20 protein-coding genes and 1 pseudogene are annotated in these 25,824 nt (G+C 52.4%); all 21 read right to left on the bottom strand.

All coding sequences use genetic code 11. The features are described from left to right. On the bottom strand, positions 1 to 294 hold the full coding sequence (locus tag ACS5WU_RS03470; RefSeq protein WP_302759915.1) for an HU family DNA-binding protein: 294 nt from the start codon (positions 292 to 294) through the stop codon (positions 1 to 3). After that, positions 242 to 898: an HD-GYP domain-containing protein gene (locus ACS5WU_RS03465; protein WP_302759916.1), complete on the bottom strand. Its 657-nt coding sequence runs from the start codon at positions 896 to 898 to the stop codon at positions 242 to 244. Before ACS5WU_RS03465 ends, ACS5WU_RS03470 begins: the two co-directional genes overlap by 53 nt. A gap of 49 nt (positions 899 to 947) precedes the next feature. Then, entirely contained in the window at positions 948 to 1,880 is a 933-nt protein-coding gene (locus ACS5WU_RS03460) for a hypothetical protein (protein WP_302759917.1), read from the bottom strand. A gap of 18 nt (positions 1,881 to 1,898) precedes the next feature. Further along, positions 1,899 to 2,297 carry a hypothetical protein gene (locus ACS5WU_RS03455; protein ID WP_302759918.1) on the bottom strand — a complete coding sequence of 133 codons (399 nt, stop codon included), beginning with the start codon at positions 2,295 to 2,297 and terminating at the stop codon, positions 1,899 to 1,901. Next, a complete protein-coding gene (locus tag ACS5WU_RS03450; protein WP_302759919.1) occupies positions 2,298 to 2,888 on the bottom strand; it encodes a DivIVA domain-containing protein in 591 nt (196 codons plus the stop codon). Between the two features lie 82 nt (positions 2,889 to 2,970). Beyond that, complete coding sequence (locus tag ACS5WU_RS03445; protein ID WP_465088946.1) at positions 2,971 to 3,870, bottom strand: hypothetical protein; 900 nt, start codon at positions 3,868 to 3,870, stop codon at positions 2,971 to 2,973. A 6-nt stretch (positions 3,871 to 3,876) separates the two neighbouring features. Beyond that, a complete protein-coding gene (locus tag ACS5WU_RS03440; RefSeq protein WP_465088945.1) occupies positions 3,877 to 5,832 on the bottom strand; it encodes an MSCRAMM family protein in 1,956 nt (651 codons plus the stop codon). Positions 5,833 to 5,844: 12 nt separating this feature from the next. Further along, a complete protein-coding gene (locus ACS5WU_RS03435; RefSeq protein ID WP_302759923.1) occupies positions 5,845 to 6,486 on the bottom strand; it encodes a hypothetical protein in 642 nt (213 codons plus the stop codon). A 39-nt stretch (positions 6,487 to 6,525) separates the two neighbouring features. Further along, positions 6,526 to 7,194 carry a hypothetical protein gene (locus tag ACS5WU_RS03430; RefSeq protein ID WP_465088944.1) on the bottom strand — a complete coding sequence of 223 codons (669 nt, stop codon included), beginning with the start codon at positions 7,192 to 7,194 and terminating at the stop codon, positions 6,526 to 6,528. A gap of 116 nt (positions 7,195 to 7,310) precedes the next feature. Continuing rightward, on the bottom strand, positions 7,311 to 8,321 hold the full coding sequence (locus tag ACS5WU_RS03425; protein WP_302759925.1) for a hypothetical protein: 1,011 nt from the start codon (positions 8,319 to 8,321) through the stop codon (positions 7,311 to 7,313). A 3-nt stretch (positions 8,322 to 8,324) separates the two neighbouring features. Continuing rightward, positions 8,325 to 8,873: a hypothetical protein gene (locus ACS5WU_RS03420; RefSeq protein ID WP_302759926.1), complete on the bottom strand. Its 549-nt coding sequence runs from the start codon at positions 8,871 to 8,873 to the stop codon at positions 8,325 to 8,327. A gap of 118 nt (positions 8,874 to 8,991) precedes the next feature. After that, on the bottom strand, positions 8,992 to 9,675 hold the full coding sequence (locus ACS5WU_RS03415; protein WP_465088943.1) for a hypothetical protein: 684 nt from the start codon (positions 9,673 to 9,675) through the stop codon (positions 8,992 to 8,994). A gap of 177 nt (positions 9,676 to 9,852) precedes the next feature. Continuing rightward, the gene (locus ACS5WU_RS03410) at positions 9,853 to 10,374 is read right to left on the bottom strand and encodes a hypothetical protein (protein ID WP_302759928.1); all 522 of its coding nucleotides are present in this window, start codon (positions 10,372 to 10,374) and stop codon (positions 9,853 to 9,855) included. Between the two features lie 26 nt (positions 10,375 to 10,400). Continuing rightward, positions 10,401 to 10,925: a hypothetical protein gene (locus ACS5WU_RS03405; protein WP_465088942.1), complete on the bottom strand. Its 525-nt coding sequence runs from the start codon at positions 10,923 to 10,925 to the stop codon at positions 10,401 to 10,403. Between the two features lie 22 nt (positions 10,926 to 10,947). Further along, on the bottom strand, positions 10,948 to 12,807 hold the full coding sequence (locus ACS5WU_RS03400) for a hypothetical protein (protein WP_302759930.1): 1,860 nt from the start codon (positions 12,805 to 12,807) through the stop codon (positions 10,948 to 10,950). A 12-nt stretch (positions 12,808 to 12,819) separates the two neighbouring features. Further along, a complete protein-coding gene (locus ACS5WU_RS03395; RefSeq protein WP_465088998.1) occupies positions 12,820 to 21,009 on the bottom strand; it encodes a DUF6273 domain-containing protein in 8,190 nt (2,729 codons plus the stop codon). A 396-nt stretch (positions 21,010 to 21,405) separates the two neighbouring features. Next, positions 21,406 to 23,265 (bottom strand): annotated as a pseudogene (locus ACS5WU_RS03390) (recombinase family protein); the annotation flags it as partial. A gap of 54 nt (positions 23,266 to 23,319) precedes the next feature. Beyond that, positions 23,320 to 23,511, bottom strand: a complete 192-nt coding sequence (locus ACS5WU_RS03385; RefSeq protein WP_002596259.1) for a hypothetical protein — start codon at positions 23,509 to 23,511, stop codon at positions 23,320 to 23,322. Positions 23,512 to 23,581: 70 nt separating this feature from the next. Then, positions 23,582 to 23,812 carry a YdbC family protein gene (locus ACS5WU_RS03380; protein ID WP_002596258.1) on the bottom strand — a complete coding sequence of 77 codons (231 nt, stop codon included), beginning with the start codon at positions 23,810 to 23,812 and terminating at the stop codon, positions 23,582 to 23,584. 45 nt (positions 23,813 to 23,857) lie between these two features. Continuing rightward, positions 23,858 to 24,712: a ParB/RepB/Spo0J family partition protein gene (locus tag ACS5WU_RS03375; protein WP_002596257.1), complete on the bottom strand. Its 855-nt coding sequence runs from the start codon at positions 24,710 to 24,712 to the stop codon at positions 23,858 to 23,860. Positions 24,713 to 24,720: 8 nt separating this feature from the next. After that, on the bottom strand, positions 24,721 to 25,686 hold the full coding sequence (mobV, locus tag ACS5WU_RS03370; RefSeq protein ID WP_002596256.1) for a MobV family relaxase: 966 nt from the start codon (positions 25,684 to 25,686) through the stop codon (positions 24,721 to 24,723). Positions 25,687 to 25,824: the final 138 nt, after the last annotated feature.

Here is a 25,824-nt window from a genome sequence, read left to right as displayed (position 1 = left end):
TTATTCATCCCGCTCCCTGTTCAACCTGGCTTTCATCTTAGTTCCCTGGCGAAATCTCACAACGGCTCTATCAGGTACCACGATCCATTCCTTTGTCCGGGGATTCACGCCCTTCCTCGCAGCCCTGGTCCTCACCTCAAAGACGCCGAACCCCTGGATATGTACTTCCTCCCCATTTAAAAGGGCGTCCATAATCTCACGGAATGTCCTGTCTATGGTTCGCTCCGTATCAACCAGGGTATTACCGGTCGATGCCGACACCCGCGCGCTCAGGCCCTTCTTGTTTATCTTCATTTTCGATATCACACCCATCGATAAATACCTTTACAATTTCCGGATCGAAATGTATGCCGCTCATGTCCTGAAGCCTTTTTCGCACAAGAAGCGCCGGAACAGCTTTCTTATATGACCGGTCGCTCAAAAGCGCGTCATACACGTCTGCCACCGCACATATCCTTGCCAGTAGTGGAATCTGTTTTCCCTCGAGCCCCCGGGGATAGCCGCTGCCGTCCCACCACTCGTGGTGATAGCCGGCAATATCCATAGCGGCTGAGTAATACCGTTCGTCAGCCTCACCAATAAGATACTTTTCATCTTCGAGTATTTGTCTGCCGTACTCCGTATGCTTCTGCATGATGCGGTTCTCTTCATTTGTCAGTTTTCCTGCCTTATGCAGGATCACCTCCGGTACATATGCTTTTCCAATATCATGGTACAGGAATATCTCCCTTAACCGGTCAAATTTCAATTCGCGCTCCATCGAATATTTCCTGGTTTTCAGCAAAGCCCTTAAAATCGTTTCCATGTATTTCGCAACGTTTATGCAATGGCCCTGCTCCTCCTTACATAACCTTCGAAAAACAGAATGCACCCCATATGCTTCCGTCCTTATTTCCATATCTTTTCCCAACCCTGCCAGTTGATTTATTTACCTGTTTTCCTGCCGGCTATTTAAACCTCGTTCCTTTTTTCCGCTTTTCCTGTTCCTTATTATTGGTTCCTTTATGCCGTTCTACTCTGGTTTCCGCGCCTGCTTTTTTATGACCGGCTTTCTTTTTTCGGAATATTATAACGACCACAACGATGATCAGGATAACGATGCAGGCCAGTATCAGGAGCAAGACGACAAGCGGAACTCCGGCAGCCGTATTTGCCGCCCAAATATCCCCAGCAACGGTATTTGCCGCTTCCGGTGCAGGCTGCAGCGTGTCCGGATCAACGGCCTGTGAGACCGGCTGGCTTACCATTGGTGTTTCTGCTGAAGGAGTTGGTTCAGTATCCGGCGGCGGTGCCGCAGCCTGAGCCATCTCTGGCGTTACTGCCGGCAGGGTACCAAATACGGTGGTCGCAAGTACGGCCTCCGCCTGCTGCAGGTACGCCGTATCATCATTTTTATAGATCACTGTTTCTACAATGACATTGCCCCCGTTTTCCAGGGCGATGATCCTGGTGCTGTATGACGAATCCCTGGTGCTCGATCCTTCGAGTAGCTTAGCCGCTTTCCCGCCGATCTCCATATCTGCTATATCGGAAAATGTGTATTCTTCCGCCTGTGTCTCCCGGATTGCAGTCAGTTCCGCAGTGGCCGGAGCATCTGTTTCGGCCGGAAGCGGTGTCACCTCGATTTTTAATGAGTATCCCAGCACATTCTCTTCGTTATATGAACCGATCAGCAGCTTGGTCATCTGCGAACCTGACTGCGCGCTCTGCAAAAGGGTTCCGGTCATATTGGTGTCCGTGGGCGTATAATAATATGTGTTTGCATCCTCCGGTATTTCAATGCTGAAGCCGCCTGCTTCATCAACATATGTTTTCGCATAGGCCGACAAAGGGATGGACAACAATATCACCAGCACCAGAATAAATACGTTTTTCTTCATACTTTTCCCCATTTCCAATCAATATCCGTTTCGTCCTGCCCTGTCATCCGTTTGATCATGACCGCTATCCTCTTTTTTACTGCTTTTCCCTTTTTCCAAACACATCATATGCCCCTCTTGATCCAAAAGCTGTGTTTTCCGGCTTTTTTGATATTTTCCGACCTCCCGGCATACCAGGGCCTTTCGCAGGAAAGTCCATATCAATACCAACAATACCGCCGCAATAACGACTGCGGCTGCCGTCCTCATTGCCAGACCGTATTGCAAGATATAATAATAGATCAAAACGGCGCAGGCACCGCCAAGCAGTACCGTAATCACAGCGCTTACGCACCGCGGTTTTGACCACCGGTATATGAATATGCTCAATACTGCAATTATTGCGGTTAAGATGACGATCAGCCAAACAGCATCCATTTATTGTTCTCCGCCCTCTTCATTCAAAAGCTCCGAAATATGCGGGACACGCTCCTCCTGCCGCAACGATTTCAAAAATTCGTCGCTGCTGCTCATGGCGCGTTCGTATTCCGAAACCGGCACCGGCTTTTGCACAGGAGCGGCCTTATATTCTTCTTTTTTCTCTGTAGAACGGTATGCTCCATCTATTTTCTCGTCGAACAGTACCATCTGCTCGCGCATAAACCCACGAAGTGCGTTCTTAAGTTCCCCAATCCGGTATTCGTAGTTCTTTGCCTCATCCCGTAACGCCTGTGCGCGCTCCTGCGCGCTCGCGATGATCATGGACGCGTTTTCATTGGTAGCGCTCATAATCTCCTGTGCGCGTTTTTCCGCCTGTTCGATAAGCTCCGTAGCTTTTCCATCCATGGCATATCCAAGCTGTGGCCTTGGCGTTGCCTTTTGTCCTTGCGGGACAGCATACCCTCCGTTTTGCTCCAGCGCCTCAAACGCTTTTAAGATTTCATCCAAAAACTCGTCGACCTCTACCGGATCATAGCCGTTGAACTTTTTACTGAACTGCTTTTCCAATATTTCCTGTTTTGTAATCATTTCTTTGCCTTCCTTTTCTGTTTATGATTTATTCCCGCCGTGGCGGGCGACGCTTTTATTATAGAATCCAATGCTACGGATTTTATTTTCCCGCTTCATCTTCCACTTGTTTTGTTCCGGTAACGATACGGAACGCATCCTCTTTCACACATATATACCAGGCGAATACGCACGCGAGCACCATCAGCACGTCCGCGCACAGGATGCCCGCAAGCTGCAAGTACTGGAACGTTACATACTGTGCCGTGGGATCGATCACATTCACGCCGTAATAGATCGTGACCGCTGCGGCGACAGCAGCCGCAATAATGGACAACCTGCCCGCCGCCTTCCGGCTTTCCGAAGCCCACTGCGCGTTCAGCGCCGTATACGCCGTGACAACACACAGCATGGGGATATACATCACAAGAAAATTGAAACCCGTAAGCGCGTCCACCTGTGGCAGCATATATAGCTGGGAAAACATAGGCGCCGCCATCACGAGCGTTCCAAGCATCACACCCCACGAAAACGTCCTAGCAAGGATCTCCTTATGTTTTCCACCAGCCAGCATCACAATACTCATGAGTAGCAGCACACCGGAGATCACTGCATTATACTGGTACAGATACATTACCACGTCGCTTGCGGCAAGAGCATATCCTTCCGCCTGTGCGCTCATCGCCATACTGGCAATCATCGCAGCGAAAAACGCAATTCCAAACACTGCCATCACGATCAAGATGGGTTTTGCCGCGCTTCTTTTACTCTTTTTATCCTTTTGCGGCGCATCCTGCAAAGTTTCCCCTTGCTCCGGATCTTTTTTTTCGTCCGCTGTATCCTCTGACTCGCGTGATTTTGTGCCGGGTTCCTCTCCGTCGGTCGTATCCTGCGTTCCGGCTGTTTTTATCCCGGGTTTCTCCTGTGGACTTATTTCTTCTTCCACTGTTTCTTCTTCCTGTCTCTTTTCGTCCTGCATTACTACTGTTTCCTTTCTGATCATTAAATATTAATGTTGGAGCTTTCCTGCAAAGCTTTCGTAGCGTTTTTCCTGCTCCCTTTTGTACATATACGCAGCGATCATGCAGCAACCAAGGATCGCGAGCAGCGCCAGCAGCATCCACAGCAGCCCCGTTTCGGCCAGAACCATCTGCGTCCCCGTTTCCGGCCCAGTGCTATCATCTTTGTTCAATACCGCATTTTCGGTATACGGTAGTGCGCCCCTGCTGCTATTAAGCTGATCGTCCTGCATCGATTCTCTGGTGAGGCCTGCAAGCCGCAGGGTATCGCCGTCGAGCTCTAAAAACAGGGTGACCGTTTCCATGTCCTCTGTGATCACGACACGCTCTCTTTCTCCTGAAACGAAAGCCAGCTCACTGCCGATCATCAGTTCAAAATCCAGTTTCGCTTTTGCTCCGTTCCTTTCTGCGTTGACCGTATGTTCCCCAACCGCCGCGTCATGAAATACCACGCGTCCGTTTTCATCTGTCGGGAGCCGCAGGTTTTCCGGCAGGAATTCCAGCTCAGCCCCCTGCACATAGCTTCCATCCGGCTCCATCACGCATGTTTCCACATCCAACGTATGCTTTATGCTACGCGTTGCGGAAATCTCCTGTAAATTTTGCGCGCCGGGATCGGGCGTATCCGTGGTTATATTTTCCACAAGTCCCGGCGTTATATTCTTTTTATTGCTTTGCATCTCAATCAGTATTTCCTGCCCATCATATTTTTCAATTACGAACGCATAGTTGCGCAAGGCGGCATATCCGGTTTTTGTCAGCGTAATCACATGCGTTCCCGGAGATATCTTCCCTCCTTCAAACGGAATCGTCCCGTCTGCGCGCGTTTTCAAAACGCTGCCGTTACTTGTTCTTACCATAACATCTGTGATTCCCGTTTTTGTTTCTTTATCCACAACCCTGACAGTTGCCTGATAGGTGTTGTCCTTCAGCTTTATTGTATGGGAGCCGCCCATCGTTCCGCACGTTATCTTTCCCGATGCGCCCAAAAAATCCGGGTGCGTTACTTCATATTTATGATCTGCGACGGGAAGCGTCAAAATGAGCTTACCGCCTGCATCCGTTTTGCCTTCTCCCGTCTGTGCTCCCGAAGCATAGTGATATAGCACGATAGACGCACCCTTCACCGGATTATCGTCCATATCGTTCACATAAAATGTGAACTCCTGCGCGGCGCGCTCTAGCTTGATATGCCTTTCGACCGTATGCCCGTCAAAGGAAACAGAAATATTTTCCTGCGGCAAATATTCTTCCTTTTCTACGCTGAATTTATATTCCTCCGGTTTCAACGCGCCGTCAGGGCTGTCCGTGTCAATGCCCGGACGCGGTAACTCAATGAACGCAATGCCGGCTGCATCCGTCATCGCCGCAAGAAGCGTACCGCTTGAGACTGTTACAATCTTCACGTTTGCGCCCGCTGTACCCATCTCCTGCTTTGTTTCCGTGTCGTACGCGGTAAACACCGCCACCGCCGGATATATACCCTTTGCGAGCGGAGTATCCAGTTTCGCGTTTTCCACAAAATATCCCGGGCTGATCAAGCCCGACTTGTATACCGTTTCTCCGTTATCCTCCCGTACGAGTTCCACCGTCATTGCATAGTGGTTTGCCGGGATGTTCTCGATCCGCAGGTTTCCCTCTGCTTCTCCGTTCTCAAACACCGGGTTTTTGTTGATGGAAATATTAAGCATGGATTTATCTATTTGTTCATTCAAACGCTTCTCAATATCCTCCGCCGAGGTATCGGGCAGAATACCCATTTCCGCCGCCTGCTCCTCAGCCAGCTCTTCACTCGTTTTTTCCGGCTCGGGCTGCTGTCCGGGCAGAATGAAATATACATACCCAAGTACCAACGCCGCCGCGATAAGGATGATGATAATGATCAGCGCGACAGGTTTTTTCTTCTTTTTTTCCTGCTGCTGCATATGTTCTGTTCTTGAAGCCATATGATCCCTCCGTTATTCCAGTACCGAGACGGTAATGTTCGCGCCCGCTGTACCGATCTCTTTTTCCGTTTCCTTATCATACGCCGTGAAGATGGCCGTACATTCGTAGTTTCCTGCGTCAAGGTCGCTTGAAAGCGCGGCCTTTTCGATGTAGTATCCAGGTTCGATCAGCCCCGATTCATATACCATTTCTCCCGTATCATTCCTCGTCAACGTGACCTGCATGAGGTAACGGTTCCCCGGTGCGTTTTCGATGCCGATCGTCCCTTCCGAAGTTCCATCCGCGAACACCGGATGCTGGTTGATGGAAATATTGAACATCCCCTCGTCCACCATGGTATTGAGCGCCGTCTCAATATCCTCTGCGCTTTTATACGGAAGCTGGCCCTCGAGCGCGCCGAGGTCTTTATGCAGCTTGTCCTTCCCGGATTGCCAGATCATGTAACCGCCGAATATCCCTGCTGCCGCAATAATAATAACGAGTATGATGATCAGTATTTTCTTCTTTTTTGGCTGTTCCTGCGTCTGTTGTTGCTCGATTCTTCCCATTTTTCCTCTCCCGTTTTGTTCGTTCCCGTAAAACCGGTTTTGCACAAAAGGCTCTTTTACAGCCTGCTGTGCAAGACCGGTTTCCCGGTCTTGCCTGCTTTTCATGAAAGGCCGGCAATTTGCATTGCCAGGTGCTTCCATTCGTTACGGGGCAACAGATTCCGCCGCTTCGATCATGAAACGAACCTTAAACAGGTTTGCAGCCGATGCTGCTGCATAATCGCTCTGCTTGCCGCCTGCTTCCGCGCTGATCGTAATGCCGGCCGCTTCGTCTTTTTCGATCCGGTTAAGGCCGGCCGAAGCATCGGGAACGATGGAAACGCTGCCCTGGCTTGTCGCTGCAAGGTCGCCGAATGCCGTGCCCGCCATCGTCAGCTTCATCTGGTTTGCCGTTGCCGGAGTTGCTGCCAGCGCCCATGTACGCGCACCGGTCTGGTCGATCATCGCACGGATGCCGGATACTGTGATCGCAAGGTCTGCTGCTGCTACTACGTCCGTACCATCCGCATTTTTTGCCGGAGATGTGGATGTGTTAGTGATTTTCACGTCCGTCGGAGCGTAAACCGTCGGAGCCGTATCGCTCGTACCGTCGGATTTCATGGCGAGAGGGATATAGATCGGTACCGTTGCCGAGAGATTTACCGGGTCTTTTTCCGATATCTCCAGCGTTACTGTGGAGTCTGAATAGCCCGGCTGTGCCGCTCCCTGCCCGATATCCGGGTTGTCAGGTGCTGCTGCCATCGCGATGCTCCCCACCGACAGTACCATCAATACTGCCAAACCTACAGCTACGATCATTTTTGTCTTTTTCATAATTTTCTCCTTTCGTTTTTGAAAATTTATTGAATTATGAAAATGGTTGCCCTTTCGGGCTGTTTTATACCCTTTCGGGCATTGTATATAAACGACGCACTACGCCGATCATATTCCTAAGGAGTTTCCTCCACCAGCTCGAGGATGTACCCCACCTTGAAAAGCTCCGTTTGCGTACCATTTTGCCCTTGGTAGCTGCTTCTTACGCCACCCGCAGCCGCCTCTATATTCAGGGGCAGTTTATAATCCTGCGGGATATTTTCCGCCAGCGTACCCGTAGGCGTAACGGTCTTTGTGCCCTTATCCCCCGCTGCGAGCGTGGGCAGCTGTGTCCCGCCGATCGTAAGCGCCATCCGGAAGGCGTTATCCGCCTTAGAAGGAAGTATGCTGCCTGCCGGGGCAAGCGCCCAGGTATTGTTATCTGCTGCGTGTTTTACGCGGATTTCCTTTACCCGTACCGTGACCGGGTATCTCTCTGCACGCGTCTCATCCGTGTAATTGAGGGAAGTATTCATAATGTAATACTGACCGTCCGTTGGCCAGTAAAGCTCGACCGGATCATCTGCGCCGCCTGTAAGCTTCATGGCGATAGGCAGTTGGAGCGGTACTGTGACGGACAGGTTCAGCGGCTTCTTATCCGCCACCTCTACCGTGACGATCGTGCTATGCCCGCTTTCTCCCGGATATTGAGGAATATATTCGTTCTCCTTCGGTTCATCTGCAAGCCCCACGCTCGTAACATCTACCCGTACGCCCGTTTTGTTCAGGTTTCCCTCTGTGTCCTTCGCATACACGTACCACACGCCCGCTTCCGTTAACGCGCCCGAAATATAGATCCCCGAGCCTGCCGGACTTTCCGTCATCGCCGTACCTGAACCTGCCCTGTCAGGATATTTGCTGTAAAACACCCCGGCGACACCTGATTCATCCGTAACCTTTGCAGAGAACGTTTTCTCCATTGCCCAGTCGTACGTACTTTGCTTTACCTCCATGACCGTTGGTGCGGAGGTGTCGCCTGTCAGGGCGTAGGCCGCAGCCGGGAGTATGAACGCCGTGCATAAAACGATGCACATAACCCCTCCGAGCTGTTTCCACCCCTTTTTGGACCATATCGCTATCCGTTTCATTCCCTACTCCTTCACCGTCAATGTGATCTCCATCCGGCTCGATCCTGCCTCTGTCGTCTCGTCTTCCGGATTGATTGCGTGGAACACTGCCAATGCAGCATAGCTGCCGGGCCTCAACATTCCGGTATCGACCGTTGTCTGTTCGATATAATATCCCGGGGCAATGAGCCCCGACTCGTATATCTTCCTGTCCCCGTTCTGCCCCTGCAGATATATCTCCACCTTCATCAGGAAATGGTTCTGCGCGATGTTTTCGATTCCCACGTCCGCCGTACCCCTGGTTACGATTACGTTTGAATCAATCGAAATATTGAACATTCCTTCCTCAACTACCCTGTTAAGGACATCCGCATAATCCTGTTGCGTTTTGCCCGGCATTTGCCCGAGCATCGCGTCCATATCCCGGTCGCTTTTGGTGCGCGTATCCGGCGCACAGTATTTCAGCATAAGCAGCGCCGCCAATACCGCCAATATGAGCAGGATCACCGGGGCAATCCACTTTTTGCTCTTTTTCTGTTTTTGACGCATCCGCGATGCGCGCTGCTCTGCCATACGTTCTCCTTTTATGTTTGTGCTTGCGGCAGCAGACTTTCCATAAATCCGCTGCCGCAAACCTGCCGTATGCGGGGCGCAGCCCCCGGCAGATTTGCGGTTATAGTTGATTTTTGTTTTACGGAGCAACGACCGGCGTACGTCCAAGCGTATATACAACCTTGAACGTATTCGCTTTTGCTACGTTTTCCGTATAGTCTGCGTTCGTGCCGCCTGCCTTAGCCGTTACGGGGATGGAAAGCTTCACATCCTGTGCAATGTCCTTCCAGATGGCTTCGCCTCCCGGCGTTTCCGGCCGTTCGACCTGCTTTGCGATCGTCACGTTGGGCCCTAAGGCGGGTAATTCTACGCCCCCGAGCGTAATGTTCATGGTGTTTTTCCCATCAGTCGCGGGAGTCGCCACATCAGCCGCAGGGACAAGCGTCCACGTTGTTTCCATCGGATCGTAATGCGAAACGGCAACCTTTGTCACACGGATGGATACGTCCACCGGATCTCCGGTATCCGCGTCCACATTTTCGCAGGTGTTGGTGACGCCGTACCACCCGTCCTGCGGATAATACGTCACAACACCATTCGCCTCGTTGCCCGCCGTAGTATCGTGTACCACGACAAACGGAAGCTCTACGGGAACCGTCGCCGAGATATTGACCGGCGGCGTTTCTGCGACTTCCACCGTGATGATGGTATCGCTGCCGTCTCCCGTGTTTGTCCCCGGATCGTACGTTTCCGCGAACGCCACGCTGCCAAGGCCCAAAGCCATAACGGTCGCGAGCGCAATGCAAATAATTGTCTTTTTCATACTTTTCTCCTTTCCTGCATTTGTGTATATTAGCGGTGTTTCCACCGTGAATATCTTTTTTAAGCCCCTTGTGGAGCGGAACATATTGCCGCATACAAGGCTTTCGCCCATGTGCCGCAGGACGGATGTTGCCTTCCGTCTTCAGCTCACCCCAGTCCGCAAGCACGAACGCTGCACTTAATTCATGACCTGCAATGTGATCTCCGCCTGCGCGCGCCCGACCTCTTTCAGACTATTTTGATCCACTGCCGTGAACACCGCCGTCGCGCCGTACGTTCCCTTTTGGAGCGGTACGGACAGCGGCGCTTTCTCAATAAACTGCCCGGGCTTTAATCCGCCCGACTCGTACACGGTTTCTCCTGTATCGTTAAGCACGAGCCGCACTTTCATGTAATACCGGTTTCCGGGGACATTTTCTATGTTCATGTTCCCCTCTGCATCACCATTTTGAAAGGTAACGGCTGAGTTGATGGAAATATTGAACATCCCCTCGTCTACCTGTTGGTTGACAAGACGCTGGATATCCTCCTGCGACCGCCCTTCAAGGAATCCGTTTTGCGCGAGGTCGTCGAAGGCAAAGCCCGTTTGCCCTGTCCCGCAGGCGCGCAGCGCCAGCAGTGCCACAATCACTACGGCAGCAACAGCTACAACCAATATGATCCATTTCTTCTTTTTTGATTTTTCCCTTGTTCCATTCATCTGTTTTTTGGCCCCTGCCCCTTCCGTTATTTTCCGATCTTTATTTCGAGCGCTGCCGCCGCTTTTCCGATCTCCGTTTTCGTATCCGGATCATGCGCGTAGATCGTCGCTGTCGCAGGATAGCTACCCTGTTCAAGCGGCGTATCCAGCGTGTCTCTTACGATCCCCTGCCCAGGGGAGATCATGCCGGATTCGTATACCGTCTTACCCGTATCGTCGAGTGTGATCACCACGCGCATATCATATCCATTGGCCACCGGGTTTTCGATGTACAGCGTTCCCTCCGACTGAGCGTTTTCAAACACCGGGTTGGAATTTATCTTGAAGGAAAAATTGCTTTTATCGGCCTGCTCCTGCAACCCTGCAAGAATATCCCTGCGATCCATGTTTTCATAACCGACATCCTGCGCCCTGTCGTCCGCCACGAAACGCGGCGCGGCGCGGCCGGCAAACATGCCGGAAAGCCACAGGCACAAAACCGCTGCTGCCGCTACGATCAATACCGCAAGTATAACGATCTTTTTCCTCTTCTTTTCTTGTTTTGTCCGCATACCCTTCATGTTATATTTTCCTTTACTGTGCCTTTGTAAAGCGGAACACATTGCTGCATACGAGGCTTTCGCCCATGTGTGTTTGCACCATATCCCGCGCGTAGTCTCCCTCAAACGTATAGAACATCCCGCTGCCGCCTTCGAGCACTCCGAATTCCAGCGGTGCTTCCTTGCTGATCTGCGTCACGTCGCGTTCTCCAAACGTCACCGCCTGCCCCGCTGTGGCAGGACGTATTTTAAGCGAGATATTGTCCTCTGTTTTCAGCTCTCCCCAGTCTGCAAGCGCGAACGCCGCGCTCGCGGACTCCGGCGTCACCGCTTCTATGCTCACACGTACCGGCGACTCTGCATTGTTGTTCACCACCGCGCTAACCGGCGCGTAAAACCGCTTTTCTCCCTTGAGGTCCGACCACGTCGCGTACATCATCACGTTCGATGGTACGGTAACGTTGATCATGTCGCTCTCCGGCGCGATCGCGTCCACCGTTCCGTCCTCGTCCATATCCACTCCCGCCTTGGGCATGCTCCCGATGTATCCGTATGTTGGGATGTCCGCTTCGCCGCTCTTGATCGCCTCGCCCGTCACGCTCTCGTTCGTGAATATTCCCGTGTCTGTCGTGTGCGGCAGCCACAGCCGCGGCACCTGTACCGGGATCATCGCGTTGCCTACGACATCCGACGCGAAGATGTAATAGTCCTTTCCGTCCCCCGGCAGGATGAACGAATATTCCCCTGTCAGGCTGTCATACTCCGCCTGCTGCATCATTTCTTCTTCCCGCGATGCACCAATCCCCACCGTTGCCTTATCTACCCCGGTGCCTGTTTCCTCCAGTGTGATGCTCACCCGGTAGCCTTTACCTGTATTCTTGCATTTGATCGACGCGATTGCCGGCGGCGTTGCGTCGACCTTATCCACCACTACCGTTTGCACCGTGCCGTAGTTGCCCACAGCATCCTTCGCGCGGATGTAATATGTGCCCATTTCATCCGCTGTGAACGCCTGCGATTCGTACGTTCCGGAAGCCGCGTTCCCACTTGTCCTTGTCATCGCCGTACCGCTCGTAGCGTTGTTCGATTTCGACCAGAACACCGACGACGTGCCGCTCTGGCTGTCTGTGACGTTTGCGACGATCTTCTTTGGGCCGTACCACTCGTCCGTTTCCTGCGCCGCGCTTACCGCAGGGCCTGTGCGGTCGATGTTATTGATTGTTACCGTTGTCTGCGAACGGTTGCCTGTGTTATCGTAGCTCACTATATAATACGTCCCCGTATCTGTCAGGTTTCCCGACCTCCACAAGCCGGACGCCGCGTTCCCGCTCACCCGGCTCATACCTGTTCCGCTTGTCGCTCCATTGCTTCTCGACCAGAACACACGGTTTACCTGGCTCTTGTCATCCGCCACTGTTGCGCTGATCGTCTTGCTCTGCGCCCAGTTCCCCGTATTTTGCCCCTGCCCCGAGAAGCCCGGGGCGGAGGAGTCTATCTTGGGATTAATGTTGTAAACGTCATGCCAGGTATGCTTAGCTGTATAATATTGAATCGCTATATATTTCCCGTTGTAGGCCTCGCCCAAAACGGTATTATGACTGTTATTATTTCCCACGCTGAACGAATCTATCTGGTTCCCATCTGCAAGTATCCTGATGCTGTATGACATCGCTGTCAGCCTGACATTCAGCGTTTTGCTCGTCGACCATGCCCACGAATCCGGCGTATAAGTCACAACGATGTCACTGCTCGGCAGCCCGGCCGAATAGCTTTCCGCCCGCGCCGCCACGGGAGCAAGGAACACCGCAAGGGAAAGTACGAGCGCGAACACAAGGCCATAGCTCACGCCCCGGCGCACCGCCCTCTTTTTGTTGTCCTGCCTGTTTTGTCTCATCGCCTTTCCCTCCTATTCGCTGAATCTTACATTTTCAAACTTCAGCGTTGTCGTAAATTCCGCCCTCAGCGTGGGTACGTCGACCGGGTTATAGGGATATACGTCCCCCGCATAGGTAAACATGCCCTTGCTTTCCGGATCGTCGCCATCCGCAGGCTTTACTGCCAGCGTGCCCATCTTCTTCACGTCGCCAAATTCCGTGCCGGGCATCAGATTAAATGTTTCCATCGCGCCAAACGCCGTCGCGTTTTCGCTTTCCTTGCCCTGCATATACAGCGTGAGCGAGCTTGGTGAAAGCACTGATCCCGGAACCACCAGCGAGAATTCGTTGCCCGCTTCTTCCTCAAACGCGGATACCGACAGCCTTGTCTTTACGATATTGCTGTTATTCGTTACCGTATAAACGGGAGCCGTAAACTCTGCGCCCAGTACGTTGGGGAACGATGCAAACATCAGCTTTACGGGCACGGACACGTTGATGACGTTCTTTTCGTCGTATACCTCGCGCACCGCTGCATTGCCGTTTTTGTCCGTCGCCTGCACATAGTGCGGTACATTATTCACATCTGCTTTCACTTCAAAGTAGTAGCCGTTTTCTATATCCGGATTCTTCACCGCTGTATTTGGGAACGCTTCCCTGTTTGCGTTCCACTTCACATCAACAGGCAGTATACCCACGCCCGTATCGACGACCGTAAATGCGATACGCCATTTGCCGCTGCCAAGGTCTGTAAAGGATACATTATCGATGAGCGGCGGGGTGTTATCCACCATCACCTGCTGCTTGGGCGCAAGATTGCCCGTCGCGTCTACCGCAAAGGCGTAGTAATAGCCTTCGGTAAGCGGCTGCGTATCGAACGTCCCCGGACTGTCTGCGCGTTCGGTCAATTTCACCGCGTCCGCAAGCCCGCTTTCATCAGCGAGATGCGTGGGCAGCGCCGTTTCGTCCATCGTGATATACACGCCTGAAACATCCGTAAACGTTCCTGCCTGCGCCGTACCCGCGAGGCCGGAAAGCGCGTCCTGCGCCTGTACTGTCACGATTTCTGTCTGCTTGTCGTAAACCGGCGTTTGCACTGCAGGCGCGGAAACATCCACCTTCGTGACTTTCACCGCCTGCACGCTGCGGTTGCCCGCTACGTCGTAGCTGATGATATAAAAGTCTTTTCCGTCCGCGCCGATATCCTCGGAAATGGGAGTCGCCGACTGGTAATTGTACGCCTTTAAGGCCGCGCCCGCAGGGGCGGTATATTCATCGTTTCCGCTTTCGGCAGTTTCATCTTCGCTCCAGAAGATGCGCGCAATGCCGGACGAAATGATGTTGCCGTCCGCGCTGTCGCTGTCCGTCACCGTCGCGGAAAAAGTCTTCTCATGTGCCCAGTCCTCCGAATTTTGCTTCACATCCGCGTAAGCGGGAGCGATTTTATCCACCTGCACCGATACGGGCAGGCTTTGCGCTTCGCCGTTCCAGTTGCCTGCGTTGTCTGCCGCGCGCAGCCAATAGGTTGTGGTCTCTTCGTTTGGCGTTACGTCCGTCACATAATCTGTTCCGGATTTTGCCAGCTCATACGCAATATCGCTCTCCGCCGTCCCCGTGTTGTTTTTCATCAGGTATGCGTGTGCAACGCCACTTTCCACATCGTTTGAAAGCACGTCCGCCACCTGTGCCGCCGTGACGACTGCATCACCCGTATGTGCAGCGTTTACCCATACCGGATCTACTGTCACGCCGTCTGCCGTGCCTACCGTCGGATTTGTATTGTCGAACAGCATCCCATCGCTGCTCAGGTACGTTACGTTATCCGCAGCATCCGTAATCTTTGCGTAGACCACGCGCTTGACGTTCGGTTCTACCGGCAAGGCGATATTGGAAAGCGCCGTATATTCTGTCCATATCCAGTCTTTGGATTCTTCCAGAAATTCGTCCAAGGTCTGTATGACGCCTGCTGCACTACCGGGCGCTTCACGGATATAATACTCTGTCTTCGCAACGCCGCTCACAGTATCTACACCGTCGGGAAGCGGATCGTCCGCCTCGATGGTAAACGCGGTATTGGTGTTGTAATATAGGCCAAAGCTGATAAAATCAAGGAACGTTTGCCATGCGTTCATGCCTTCCTTGATCGTGCCCGTTGGCGCGGTTTGGTCTTTGTACACGGTAACGGTTTTTTCTTCGCTCATGTTGCCCGCGCCGTCTACTACGCGCAGGTAATATACCTGCGTGCCTTGCGGCGGCGTTACCGTAACGAGCGCCGTGCCGTCTGTGATCGTCATTTGCCGTGCAGTCGCCTGATCTGCTGCTGTGATGGCCTGCGTATCGTAAAGCACCTTCGCAACACCGCTCACGTCTTCCCCCGCAACGCTCTTATCGTCCGCAACATCCGCAAGCGTCAGCTCTATATTGTCGCCATTCGTCCATGACGCCGGGCTTGCCGCAGCAACGCCCGCAAGCGGAGCTGTCGTGTCCTTATGGATGACAGTACTCTTTACCTCGCTTAGATTGACCTCATCCTTCGCCCAAATATAATAGGTGGTAACACCGTCCGCAGGAGTGACGGTAATATCGCACGTTGCGCTGCCCGGCGTATAGCCGTTTACTTTCTGTGCTTTGGTGATATCGTTTTCCGTTCCATACCAGATTTCCTGCACCCCTACGTTATCCGTAAGGGCCGTTGCCTTGAGCGTATAGTCCTCGGCGTTGTTATAACCGTTTGTTGTCGTCGCCGGATCATGCGCAAAGGCGCCGACCACCGGTTTTTCAAAATCGACCGTATCCCTTGTATAGCGCGGATAGGCGTGCTTGACATCGCCATCCTCATATTCGTTCCAAATGAACATACTATACGTATTGGCGGAGGCGAAGCCGGCCGGCATGCTGAACTCTGCCGTGCCCTCCGCGGCATCCATATCCTTTACACGCCCGATATATTTTTTCTGTGTCGTTTCGTCTACGAGCATCACTCCCATATGGTTGTTTGCGCCTGCGGACGCCCCGCTGTAGGTAACGGTGAAGCCCAGTCCGTCCTGCTCGAGCCTGTCTACCGTCAGTTCCGTATTGGAACCGTTGCGTTCGAACACACGGAACGTTGCTCCGCCCACATTAGGCGTCTGCGAGAACGATGTGGGCGCGCTGCCGCCCGCCGCTGTGAGCGTCGCGTTTGTCGCCGCTGTGCCGCCGTCGTTTGCGGACGTGACAAACATCACCTTCGCCGGATCAACGTTCAGCGCCGGGCGCATACCGATATTTGTGGACGTCTTCGCCGATTCGTTAAGACCGCCCTCGTTGGAGGTCCTGTAAACATTGTCTCTGGAGCCCGTGGAGGGAGTCCTCAACCACCAGTTACCATATCCGCCTGTCAGCGTCACCGCGCTATATGCTATCGTCGCCCTTTGCGTCGCCGGCGTGCCGAGCGACCTGCGATCGCCGTTCGAACCGAAGAGCACCGCATTTTGGATATCCGCCCTCGACAACGAGAACAGCTTGTCCGCCGTACTGAGCGAAGGGCCGCCCGCCCCTGTTTCCGTCAGAATCGCCGTCGTATCGATCAGCGTCCTTTCGTTGTCGTTAAATGCCTGCGAGTAATAGTTCCAGCTACGCAGGTCAGAACTGTTGTCAAACCACTGCCCGCTGCTGCCGGCGCCATTGCCGGGCGCGGGATTTATGACCATACCGTTTGGCCCGTTCAGCCATGCGCGCTGATCGCTGCTTCCGCCGCCCTCGTACAGCCAGCGCTGACCAGTCGGCGCCAAGCCGTTGGGGATATATTCCGAAAGCAAGGTCACCTGTCCGGTGTATGGATTGTTTTCATTGCTGGCTAGCGTCCGCCAGAGCACAGGGGTGACCGCACCGTCAAAGGATGCAGCCTGCCAATATTTGCCATACCAAACCATCGCGCGGTTCGTGTCGCCGCCCGTCTTTTGCCCCATCCAATACATTGGATCCGTCTTGTCGGCAAAGGGTTCCCTCGGTCTGGAAATCACCGTATTCTTTGCCTGGCTTACATTTTTCGCCTCGTCGACCGCCCACACATAATAGACCGTTGTCCCCTGCGGCAGACCGCTTACGGGAATATCGCACGTTTCGCTGCCCGGCGTATAGCCGTCAAACTTCTGCGCCTTTGCGATATCGTTTTCCGTGCCGTACCAAACTTCTCTTACCTCCAGCGACGCAAGCGCAGGCACGATCCCGCTTGCTTTCAGCGTATAGTTTTCATCCGGCAGCGGCACATCTGCCGACGTCGCCGGATCGTGTGTCAGCGCGCCGACAGTCGGCCCGATAGTCGTGACCTTACCGGTATAGCGCGGATACGCATATTTCGTGCTACCGTCCTCATATTCGTTCCAGATGAACAAGCGATAATCTGTTTCCACAAGATCGTCCGGCAGGCTGAATTCCGCCGTGCCGGAAGCAGATGCGATATCCGCTATGCGGCCGACATATTTTTTACGGCTGCTTTCCTCCACCAGCATGACGCCCATGTGGTTGCTTACGCCCGCGGACGCGCCGCTGTAGGTGATGGTGAACTTTGTCTTGTCTTGCTGAATGCGATCTACCGTCAGTTCTGTATCAGCGCTGTTCCGTTCAAATACGCGCAGCGTCGCGCCGCCCACATCCGGCGTCTGCGAGAACGCCGTTGGCGCCGTACCGCCCGTAAGGCTCAATTCTGCGGCTGTTTCCGCCGTACTTCCGTCGTTTGCAGACGCAACAAACATCACGTTCTCCGGGTCTAAGTTGAGCGCCGGACGCGCCTGCAGCCAATTGTCGCTTGTAGATATATTGGTAATCGCGCCCTGCTGCACCTGATAGACCTTATTCTCCGATGTAAGCGGCGTACGTAAATACCAACGGTCTATACCGTTATACACATTATTGCCGTTTTGCGATTGGTCTTTATCGTGGGATACCGTTGTCCACAACGATTTGCGATCTGGATTGTCTGCAAAAAACAGCTTGTTCCCCGCGTCGCTGTTTGACAGCGCAAATATTTTATCCGACGTATTTGCGCCCGTTACATTACTTTGTCCTTTCTCTCCGGCGATGCCTGTCGCGCTGATCAGGTTCTTCTCGCTTTCACTGAATGCACCGTCGTAATAGTTCAGGAATCTTCCGTTCTGGGAATCATCGCTGTAATAGTTCTGCCCCAAAGTCGATGTACCGGGCGCTTTATTGGCAGCCATACCGTTTTCGCCGTTCATCCATGCGCGTATGTTGCTGCTTTGTGTCCCTGCGCTGTTCAGCCAGAACTGGATACCCGGAGGGTTCACCGAATTCTGAATATATTCCGCGAGCAGCGTCACCTGCCCGCCGTACGGGGAAGCGTCGCTTCCCGACGAGAGCGTGCGCCACAATACAGGCGTCTTGTCCACAAGTGACGTTTGCCCGTAATTGCCAAACCACACCATCGCGCGAGTCGTGTCTCCGCCCGTTTTCTGCCCCATCCAATACATCGGATCGTCATCCCCGACGGGAGTCTTTTTGCGGTAGACGATCGTATTTTTCGGCGCGCTTATATAGCCTGCTTTGTCTTTCGCCCATACAAAGTACTGGGTTCCGCCCACCTTGGGGGAGACCGGAATATCACAGGTTGCGCTGCCCGGCGTATAGCCTTCAAATTTCTGCGCCTTGCTGATATCGTTCTGCGTGCCGTACCATATTTCAGATGTGCCCGCCGTGGTATTGGTGATATCCGTCAGCTTTAGCGTATAGTCCTGCGTCTCGTTCTGCGAGGTCACGGTCGTCGCCGGATCGTGCGTTACCGCGCCGATCACAGGCAATACCGTGCCCACCTCGAGCGTATAGCGCGGGTACGCATACTTTGTATCGCTGTCTTCATATTCGTTCCAGACGAACAGGCGGTATTCCGAAGTCGCCGCGTCTGCGGGCAGGCTGAATGTCGCCGTGCCTTCCGCATCCGCGATGTTTGCCACGCGCCCTATATATTTCTTTTGCGTGCTCTTCTCTACGATCATCACGCCTAAATGGTTGTTCGCGCCAAAGTCTGCTCCGCTGTATGTCACCGTAAAATTCTTTTGATCCTGTTTCAGGTCGTCCACCGTGAGCGCCGTATTTGTTTCGCTTCGTCCAAACACACGGAAAGTAGCTCCGCCCACATTCGGCGTCACCGAGAATGACGAAGGCGCTGTGCCGCCTGTGAGGCTCAATTCCGCAGCCGTTTGCGCTGTGCTTCCGTCGTTTGCGGACGCGACAAACATCACGTCTTCCGGGTCAAAGTTGAGCGCCGGGCGTCCCCCTTGCACGCCCGAACCCGCGCCGCCGCTCCACAGTTCGCTCTCCTTATATGGCGTACCGTCCCTATATACAAAGGCTATTCCTGTCGTTGTCGTCGAGGGCGTACGCAGCCACCATCTCGATCCCCATTGGTTAGCGTTATCTCCGCTTGCCGTTGATCCGGCTGTTTGCGCAAGAGTCGTATAGAACGGGGTCCTGTCCGCATTATTGCTGAAATATGCCGCTTTCTGCGCATCTGTATACGTCAGGTAGAACAGCTTGTCTGTCGCATCCATGCTTTTTCCGGTTTGACCGGATTCGCCCGCAAGCACAGTATTGTCAATCAGGTCTTTTTCGTTTGTATTGAACGTGCTGTCGTAATAGTTTAATGTCCTGCCGTTCTCCGACGTATCACTGAAGTATGTTTCACCCGCGCCGGATTCGCCCTGCGTCCGGTTTGTGATCATGCCGCTTTCGCCATTCAACCATGTGCGCATATTGTTGCTGCGCCCGGTTGTCGGATTTACCCAAAGCTGGCTCGATCCGGGCACCGAGTTTTGGAGGTATTCTGTGATCATCGTGACCTGTCCGGTATATGTCGTCGCCGTGCCGTTAGAAGTAAGCGTTCGCCACAAAACCGGCGTTTTATTCCCAAGCCCCGTTTGAGCATAATTACCGAACCACACCATTGCGCGGGTGGTATCGCCGCCCGTTTTTTGGCCCATCCAGTACATCGGGTCTGTCTCATCCGTAAAGGCCGTACGCGCGCGGTAAATGATTGTATTTTTCGGCAGACTGACATTGCCTACTGCGTCTTTGATCCACACGAAATATTGGGCCGCCCCGCGCTCTATCGATACGGGAATATCGCACGTTGCATTGCCAGGCGTATAGCCTTCAAATTTCTGTGCTTTTGCAATATCGTCCTGCGTACCATACCAAACCTCTGCCGCACCGGAAGGCGTATCGGCGATCCCCGTCAGTTTGAGCGTATAATCCGCCGCCGCTTCCTGCGAGGTGATAGTGGTTGCCGGATCATGCGCCACCGCCCCCAGTTCCGGTATTGTTTTATCGATATTGGCCACCACAAATTCCTGAACGGCTGATATATTTCCGGCAGTATCCTTCACCTTGATCTGGAATGTTGCGTTTGCCTCCACATTATATGTATTTTCAGCCTGCCATGTCGTTCCGTTGTCAAAGCTGTAGGACGCCACTCCACTCCCTACATCTTCGGCTGTAACCGTAAGCGTCACGTCCCCTCCCGTCCACGTGCCCTGCGGCGGACTGCTCTCTACCTTACTGATAACAGGTATGACGGTATCGTAGTGTACGACCGCCTGTTGGATGGCTGTCGTGTTACCCGCAGCGTCCTTGGCATAAATATAGTAAGTCGTTACCTTATTGTTGTACCGTGGAACAAACTCGCCTGTTGTGGCGGTTCCGTCTGTGAGCGTCATTTTTGACCATGCCCCGCTTCCTATGTCAGCGCTGTCAGCGGAATAATATACTCCTTCTACGCCGCTCATTGCATCGGAGACATTCGGAACGGTAATCTTCACCTTTTGGTTCGTCCAATCTGCAGGGCTGACCGCTGCCGTTCCCATTTGCGGCGCTGTGTTGTCAAACACCAGCCCCTGTGAATTGAGGTAGGTCACGTTTCCGGCATGATCCACGATCTTCGCATATACCGCACGTTTCACATTGGGATCGATTTCGAGCGCTATATTCGATGCCGCGGTATAATCCGTCCATGTCCACCCTGCCGAAGCGGCAAGAAATTGTTCACGCGTCTCTTCTATCTTTTCTGTTGACGCATCCATCTCACGGATATAATACTGTACCGACGCAACGCCGCTTACCGCATCCACGCCATCGGGCGTCAGATCTGCCGACTCAATCGTGAAGGCAGTACTATTGGCGTAATACTGTCCGAAGGTAATGACATTGAGGAAGCTCTGCCATGCGTTCATGCCCTCTTTGATCGTGCCTGTTGCCGGCGTATAATCCCGCCATGTCGTCTTTTGCGCTTCGCCGCCCATGTTGTCCGCGCCGTCGATGGCACGGATGTAATAGGTCGTCGTTCCTTCGGGTGGGGCAAGCGTAATCGTCGCCGTATAGCTGTCCGTATCCGCATCGTAGGTGACCGTCATGGATTGGCCGTCCGTCACTGCCAATATCGGCGCGTCAGAAATACGCACATCAGAGATGCCGCTCAGGTTATCCTTGATATTTTTTACAGTAATGGTCATCTGTTTTTTATTTGTCCATGTTTCCGTTGCGAACAACGAGAATGCAGCCGCGTCTTCATCCTCCCAGGTGATCTCCCAATCGCCTATGTCCGGCCCGGTGATATCCCGGTAGATCGTCGTCAGTCGGTCATTTTTTGCGGACAGTTCAATACATGCCTGTCTGTTTCGCTCCCTGCTCCTGCGTTTGCTCTCGTTTGATTTCTCCCTCTGTATCTTCTTGGCACAAGCAGGACAATACTTCGATATGCCAGAGCGGGGAACATATTCAACACCGCACACCGTACAATTCTTAGGCTTTAACGCAGTCCACCGCTTTGTCGGTGTGATATGTAATTCACCGACAAAGCCGATGAATTTATAATAAATCTTGATTTCCTGCCGCACCATTCCGTCTGTAAGTTTCTCACGTTCCGAAACAAGTATCTTGTCTATAAGTGCGTTTATGATGGTTGCGTCCAGTTCCTTAATGCCTTGATAGTTGCGGATTAGGGAGAGGAAATCACGGACACCCTGCGTCTTCTCATAGCTGTCGCTGAGCGTTTCCGTTACCTCTTTCAGCCTTGCTTCAATTTCAAGCTGTTCTTTCTGGTATTTTCCCGACATCATCTCAAAATTCCGCTCGGTAATACGCTCCATCACCTTATCTTCATAGAGTGAGGAAAACAGCCTGTCCAGTTCTGCAAGGCGTTTGTTCAGTTTTCTTTGCTCCTTTTCCAGTGCCTTTGCCTTGCTCTGGTCTGTTTCCGTGAGCCGCTTTTCAATCGCCCTCACTGCCTTTTCATCATTGACTGCCATATCCGCAAATCGGTTGATGTCGGTGAGGACAGCGTTGAACAAGTCCCTCGCTTCAATGCTGTGTGCGGTACACATGATATTACCGTATCTGCCATAATTATTGCAGGAATATTGTACGCAGTCGATGATGTCGGGGCGTTTCCTCCTGTTGGCACTCATAGCCCGCATCGCATAGCCGCAGTCCGCACACTTAATAACGCCTGCAAAGATGTTCTCAAAGCCGCCCTTGTTTTCTGGTAATCTGCGGCTTGTAATAAGCTGCTGTACGGTATCAAATTCCTCCTGCGTGACTATCCCCTCATGGGTGTCTGGTATCACTTCCCATTCTTCGGGCAGCTTAGAGGGGCGTTTCTTGCTTTTCATGTTGGCGGCAATCCGCTTGTAGCCTGCAAGGTTTCCCGCATATATCGGGCTTCTTAAAATGCCCCTTACGCTGTTCTCGCTCCAAATATAACGGTTCTCCTCATTCTCCTCAAAATACCTCTCATAGCCTGTTGCCCCCTGCTCCGCCGCATAAGCGGCGGGGCGTAAGATATGCTGTTTGTTGATGTGCTTGCGGATTTTGGCGATTCCGTTGCCCGCTAACGCAAGGTCAAATATTTCCCTTACCACATGGGCAACTTTGTCATCTATCAGCAGATGGTTGTGGTCGGCGGGGTCTTTGACGTAACCGTATGGTGCTGTCGTCCCCATGAATTTCCCCTGCTGAAACCTCGCTCGGTACGCCGATTTTATCTTGACCGACACATCGGCGGAATACATTTCGTTTAGGATGTTGCGGAAAGGCGTGATGTCCATAGCGGATTTATTGAGCGTGTCCACGCCGTCATTGACCGCTATATACCTCACATTATGCTCTGGGAAAAACACTTCCAGATACAGTCCGCAATCAAGATAGTTCCTCCCCAGACGAGATAAATCTTTCGTGATAACGCAGTTTATCAGACCGCTTTCAATGTCCTTAATCATGTTCTGGAAACTTGGTCTTTGGAAATTTGTACCAGAGTAACCGTCGTCCACATACGTTTTTGCTAAGTGCCATCCCTGCTTTTTCACATAATCCGTGAGGATGGATTTCTGTGTCGCAATGCTCGCACTCTCGTTATCCGTGCCATCGTCTTTTGACAAGCGGCAGTACATGCCGACTTCATAAATCTTGTTCTCCATTCTTATTCCTGCCATACTGTAAAACCTCCATATCTGTCCTATCTGTTTTCATGTTCCATTGCGTACATTCTAAGCGGACAGCCCCTCATTGTCGAAGGTGTCGCCCTCGGCAATCTTCTTCCGAATATCCTCGGAAATAATCGGGATAAACGCTTCTGTGACTGTCTGCGTGCCGACATATTCACGGCTGATTATCATCTGAACTGGTGCTTTCGGCACGATACGCTTTCTCTTTTTATCTGCTTTCTTATCCTCGCCCATACTTAAATCTTCCTTTCCAGACAGGGCAGGAGAACGTCTGGAAACGCCCCGCCCTGTCAATCAGATACCATCAATCCCCGCTGTTTACTTCTTTCTGTAATGCTTCAAGGAGTGCTGCTGCTTCATCAGCGTTCAACGTGATACCCTTTCCGCACTTCTCACGGTTCGGGGAAAAGCTGCGGATGTCATATTTCGGCTCTCTTCCGTTCCATGAGATAAGATTGATTTCTTTTGTGTAGCCGCTGTCGCCCTTAGACAATACGGCGATTTCCTTTACAATCTCATACTGGATTTCTTTCATTCTTCATACCTCAATTTTCTGCATTTACCTCCCGAAAAGAGAAGATTAGCGGCTGTCCCTGCCCCGTTTCCTCTGCAATTCACGCTCCAAAAGTTTAATGATGGTTTCCTCCATCTGCTTCGGCGTTGTGTTCTTCGGAAAATACTTTTTCAGCTTGCTTGTGTTGATTTTCAAGGTTTCTTTCTGGTTTCCCTTTTCCTCCGTCATAATTGCAAATATCGTATCCATGTCAAGCCGCCCGCTCTGGCTTAGGCTTTTCATCCGCTGTGCCTGTGAGAGTGAGGGCGTTGCTTCTTCGCTCTCCATCGTGGCAAAGAGGTTTTCCTGCTCGTCTTTCTTCAAAAAGGACAGTTCCACCGCAGGCGTGAGGGCGATTTTCCCCTCGTCCACCATCCGCAAAATCGGCGGTATCAGTTCCGTCAAACGGATAAATCTTTGTACGGTCATCCTGCCTACGCCGAAGCCCTGTGCCACCTTGTCGTCCGTCCGCAACTTCGTCACAACTTGTGACGAGGTTAAGTCTGTGCGGAAACCCTGCCGCTTCATGGCTTCGGATTTCATCTTGTAGGCAAACGCCCGCTCTGATGGCAGGATATTCTCACGCTGTAAATTACTGTCTACAAGGGTGATGATGGCTCGGTCACGGTCTAAGGGCAGGACAAACGCAGGCACGGTATTTATCCCTGCAAGTTCAGACGCACGGACACGCCGCTGCCCTGCAATCACTTCATAGCCGTTCCCGTCCTCTTTCGGGCGTGTGATTATCGGCGTGACAATGCCAAATTCCTTGATGCTTTCCGCTAATTCTGACAGCGTTTCATCCTCTGCCACATGAAACGGATTGTCGGGAAACGGGTACAAGTCTTTGGTCTTTAACACCTTAAAATCCTGTTTCTTCATTCACATATCTACCTTTCTTTCGCTCTGCTTTTATGGTTTTTCTGCAATTCTTCCAACACTTCGGGCGGTATCTTTGAGAGCAGCCGCCCCATCTGCTCGTTGGTTCTCTGCAACTCAAATATCTTCTGGTTCGCTTTCTGCACCTTTAGTTCCTGCTCATACTTTTCATCACGCATACGCCCCGCATAGTCTGATTCCTGCCCGATTTGCTCCTTTAGGCTATTGATATAGGCACTCTGCTTACTGATTTCCTTTGAGAATTTCTCCACGTCTGGGAGCCATGCCGCAATCAGTTCCAGAGCCTTGTCACGCTTCTTCCCTGCATTAAAGGCGTTGATGTCGGACAGTGCAGACACAATTTCCTCATACTGTTTATCAAGCCTGCCGCCCAACTTATAGAGCCATGTGGGGACATGTTTCCGCTTCGTTTCCATTGAGGACTGACCTCTTTCAAGCTGATTCCACCGTGAGGACATCCGCTCATGGTAGGCGGTCTGCCATTCGGACAGGCTCTTTTGATTGCCTAAAATTGTTTTGGCAGACAGCTTATTGTCTGGTGTAATCGGCACAAAACAGAGGTGCATATGCGGCGTTCTCTCGTCCATGTGGACGACTGCGGAGAGGATATTTTTCTCCCCGACACGCTCTGAAATGAAATCCAGAGCCATCGTAAAATACGCTTTCTGTTCTTTGGGCGGCAGGCTGTTCATAAATTCTGGCGAAGCCGTGATAAGCGTTTCCACCATCATCACGCTATCTTTCCTCGTCCTGCACCCTGCTTCGGCTACCATGCGGTTAATCTCTTTCTTGTAGGTGTACCTCGGCGGATTCACAAGATGGTAGTTATCTTTCGAGCGTTCCATATCTATATCTGGATTGCTTTTATAGGCTTCTTTTTTACGCTCGTTGTGGCGTTCGCAAGCCGCAACGCCGCCCGCTTTGCGTTTCTGGAAACGCAGGATTGCATAGGGCATAATTCATCATCTTCCTTTCTTCGGCGGGTAAACTGCCCTTTGGGTGACAGCGGTGACGGCGGTGACAGCAGTTTTGGGATACCCCCTACCGACTGCCTCAACTGTCACCCTTATTCCCTGCATGACGGTCATGTCGAT

Source organism: Christensenella sp. KGMB01412 (assembly GCF_055522415.1).
This window is presented reverse-complemented; position numbering and strand designations above follow the sequence as displayed.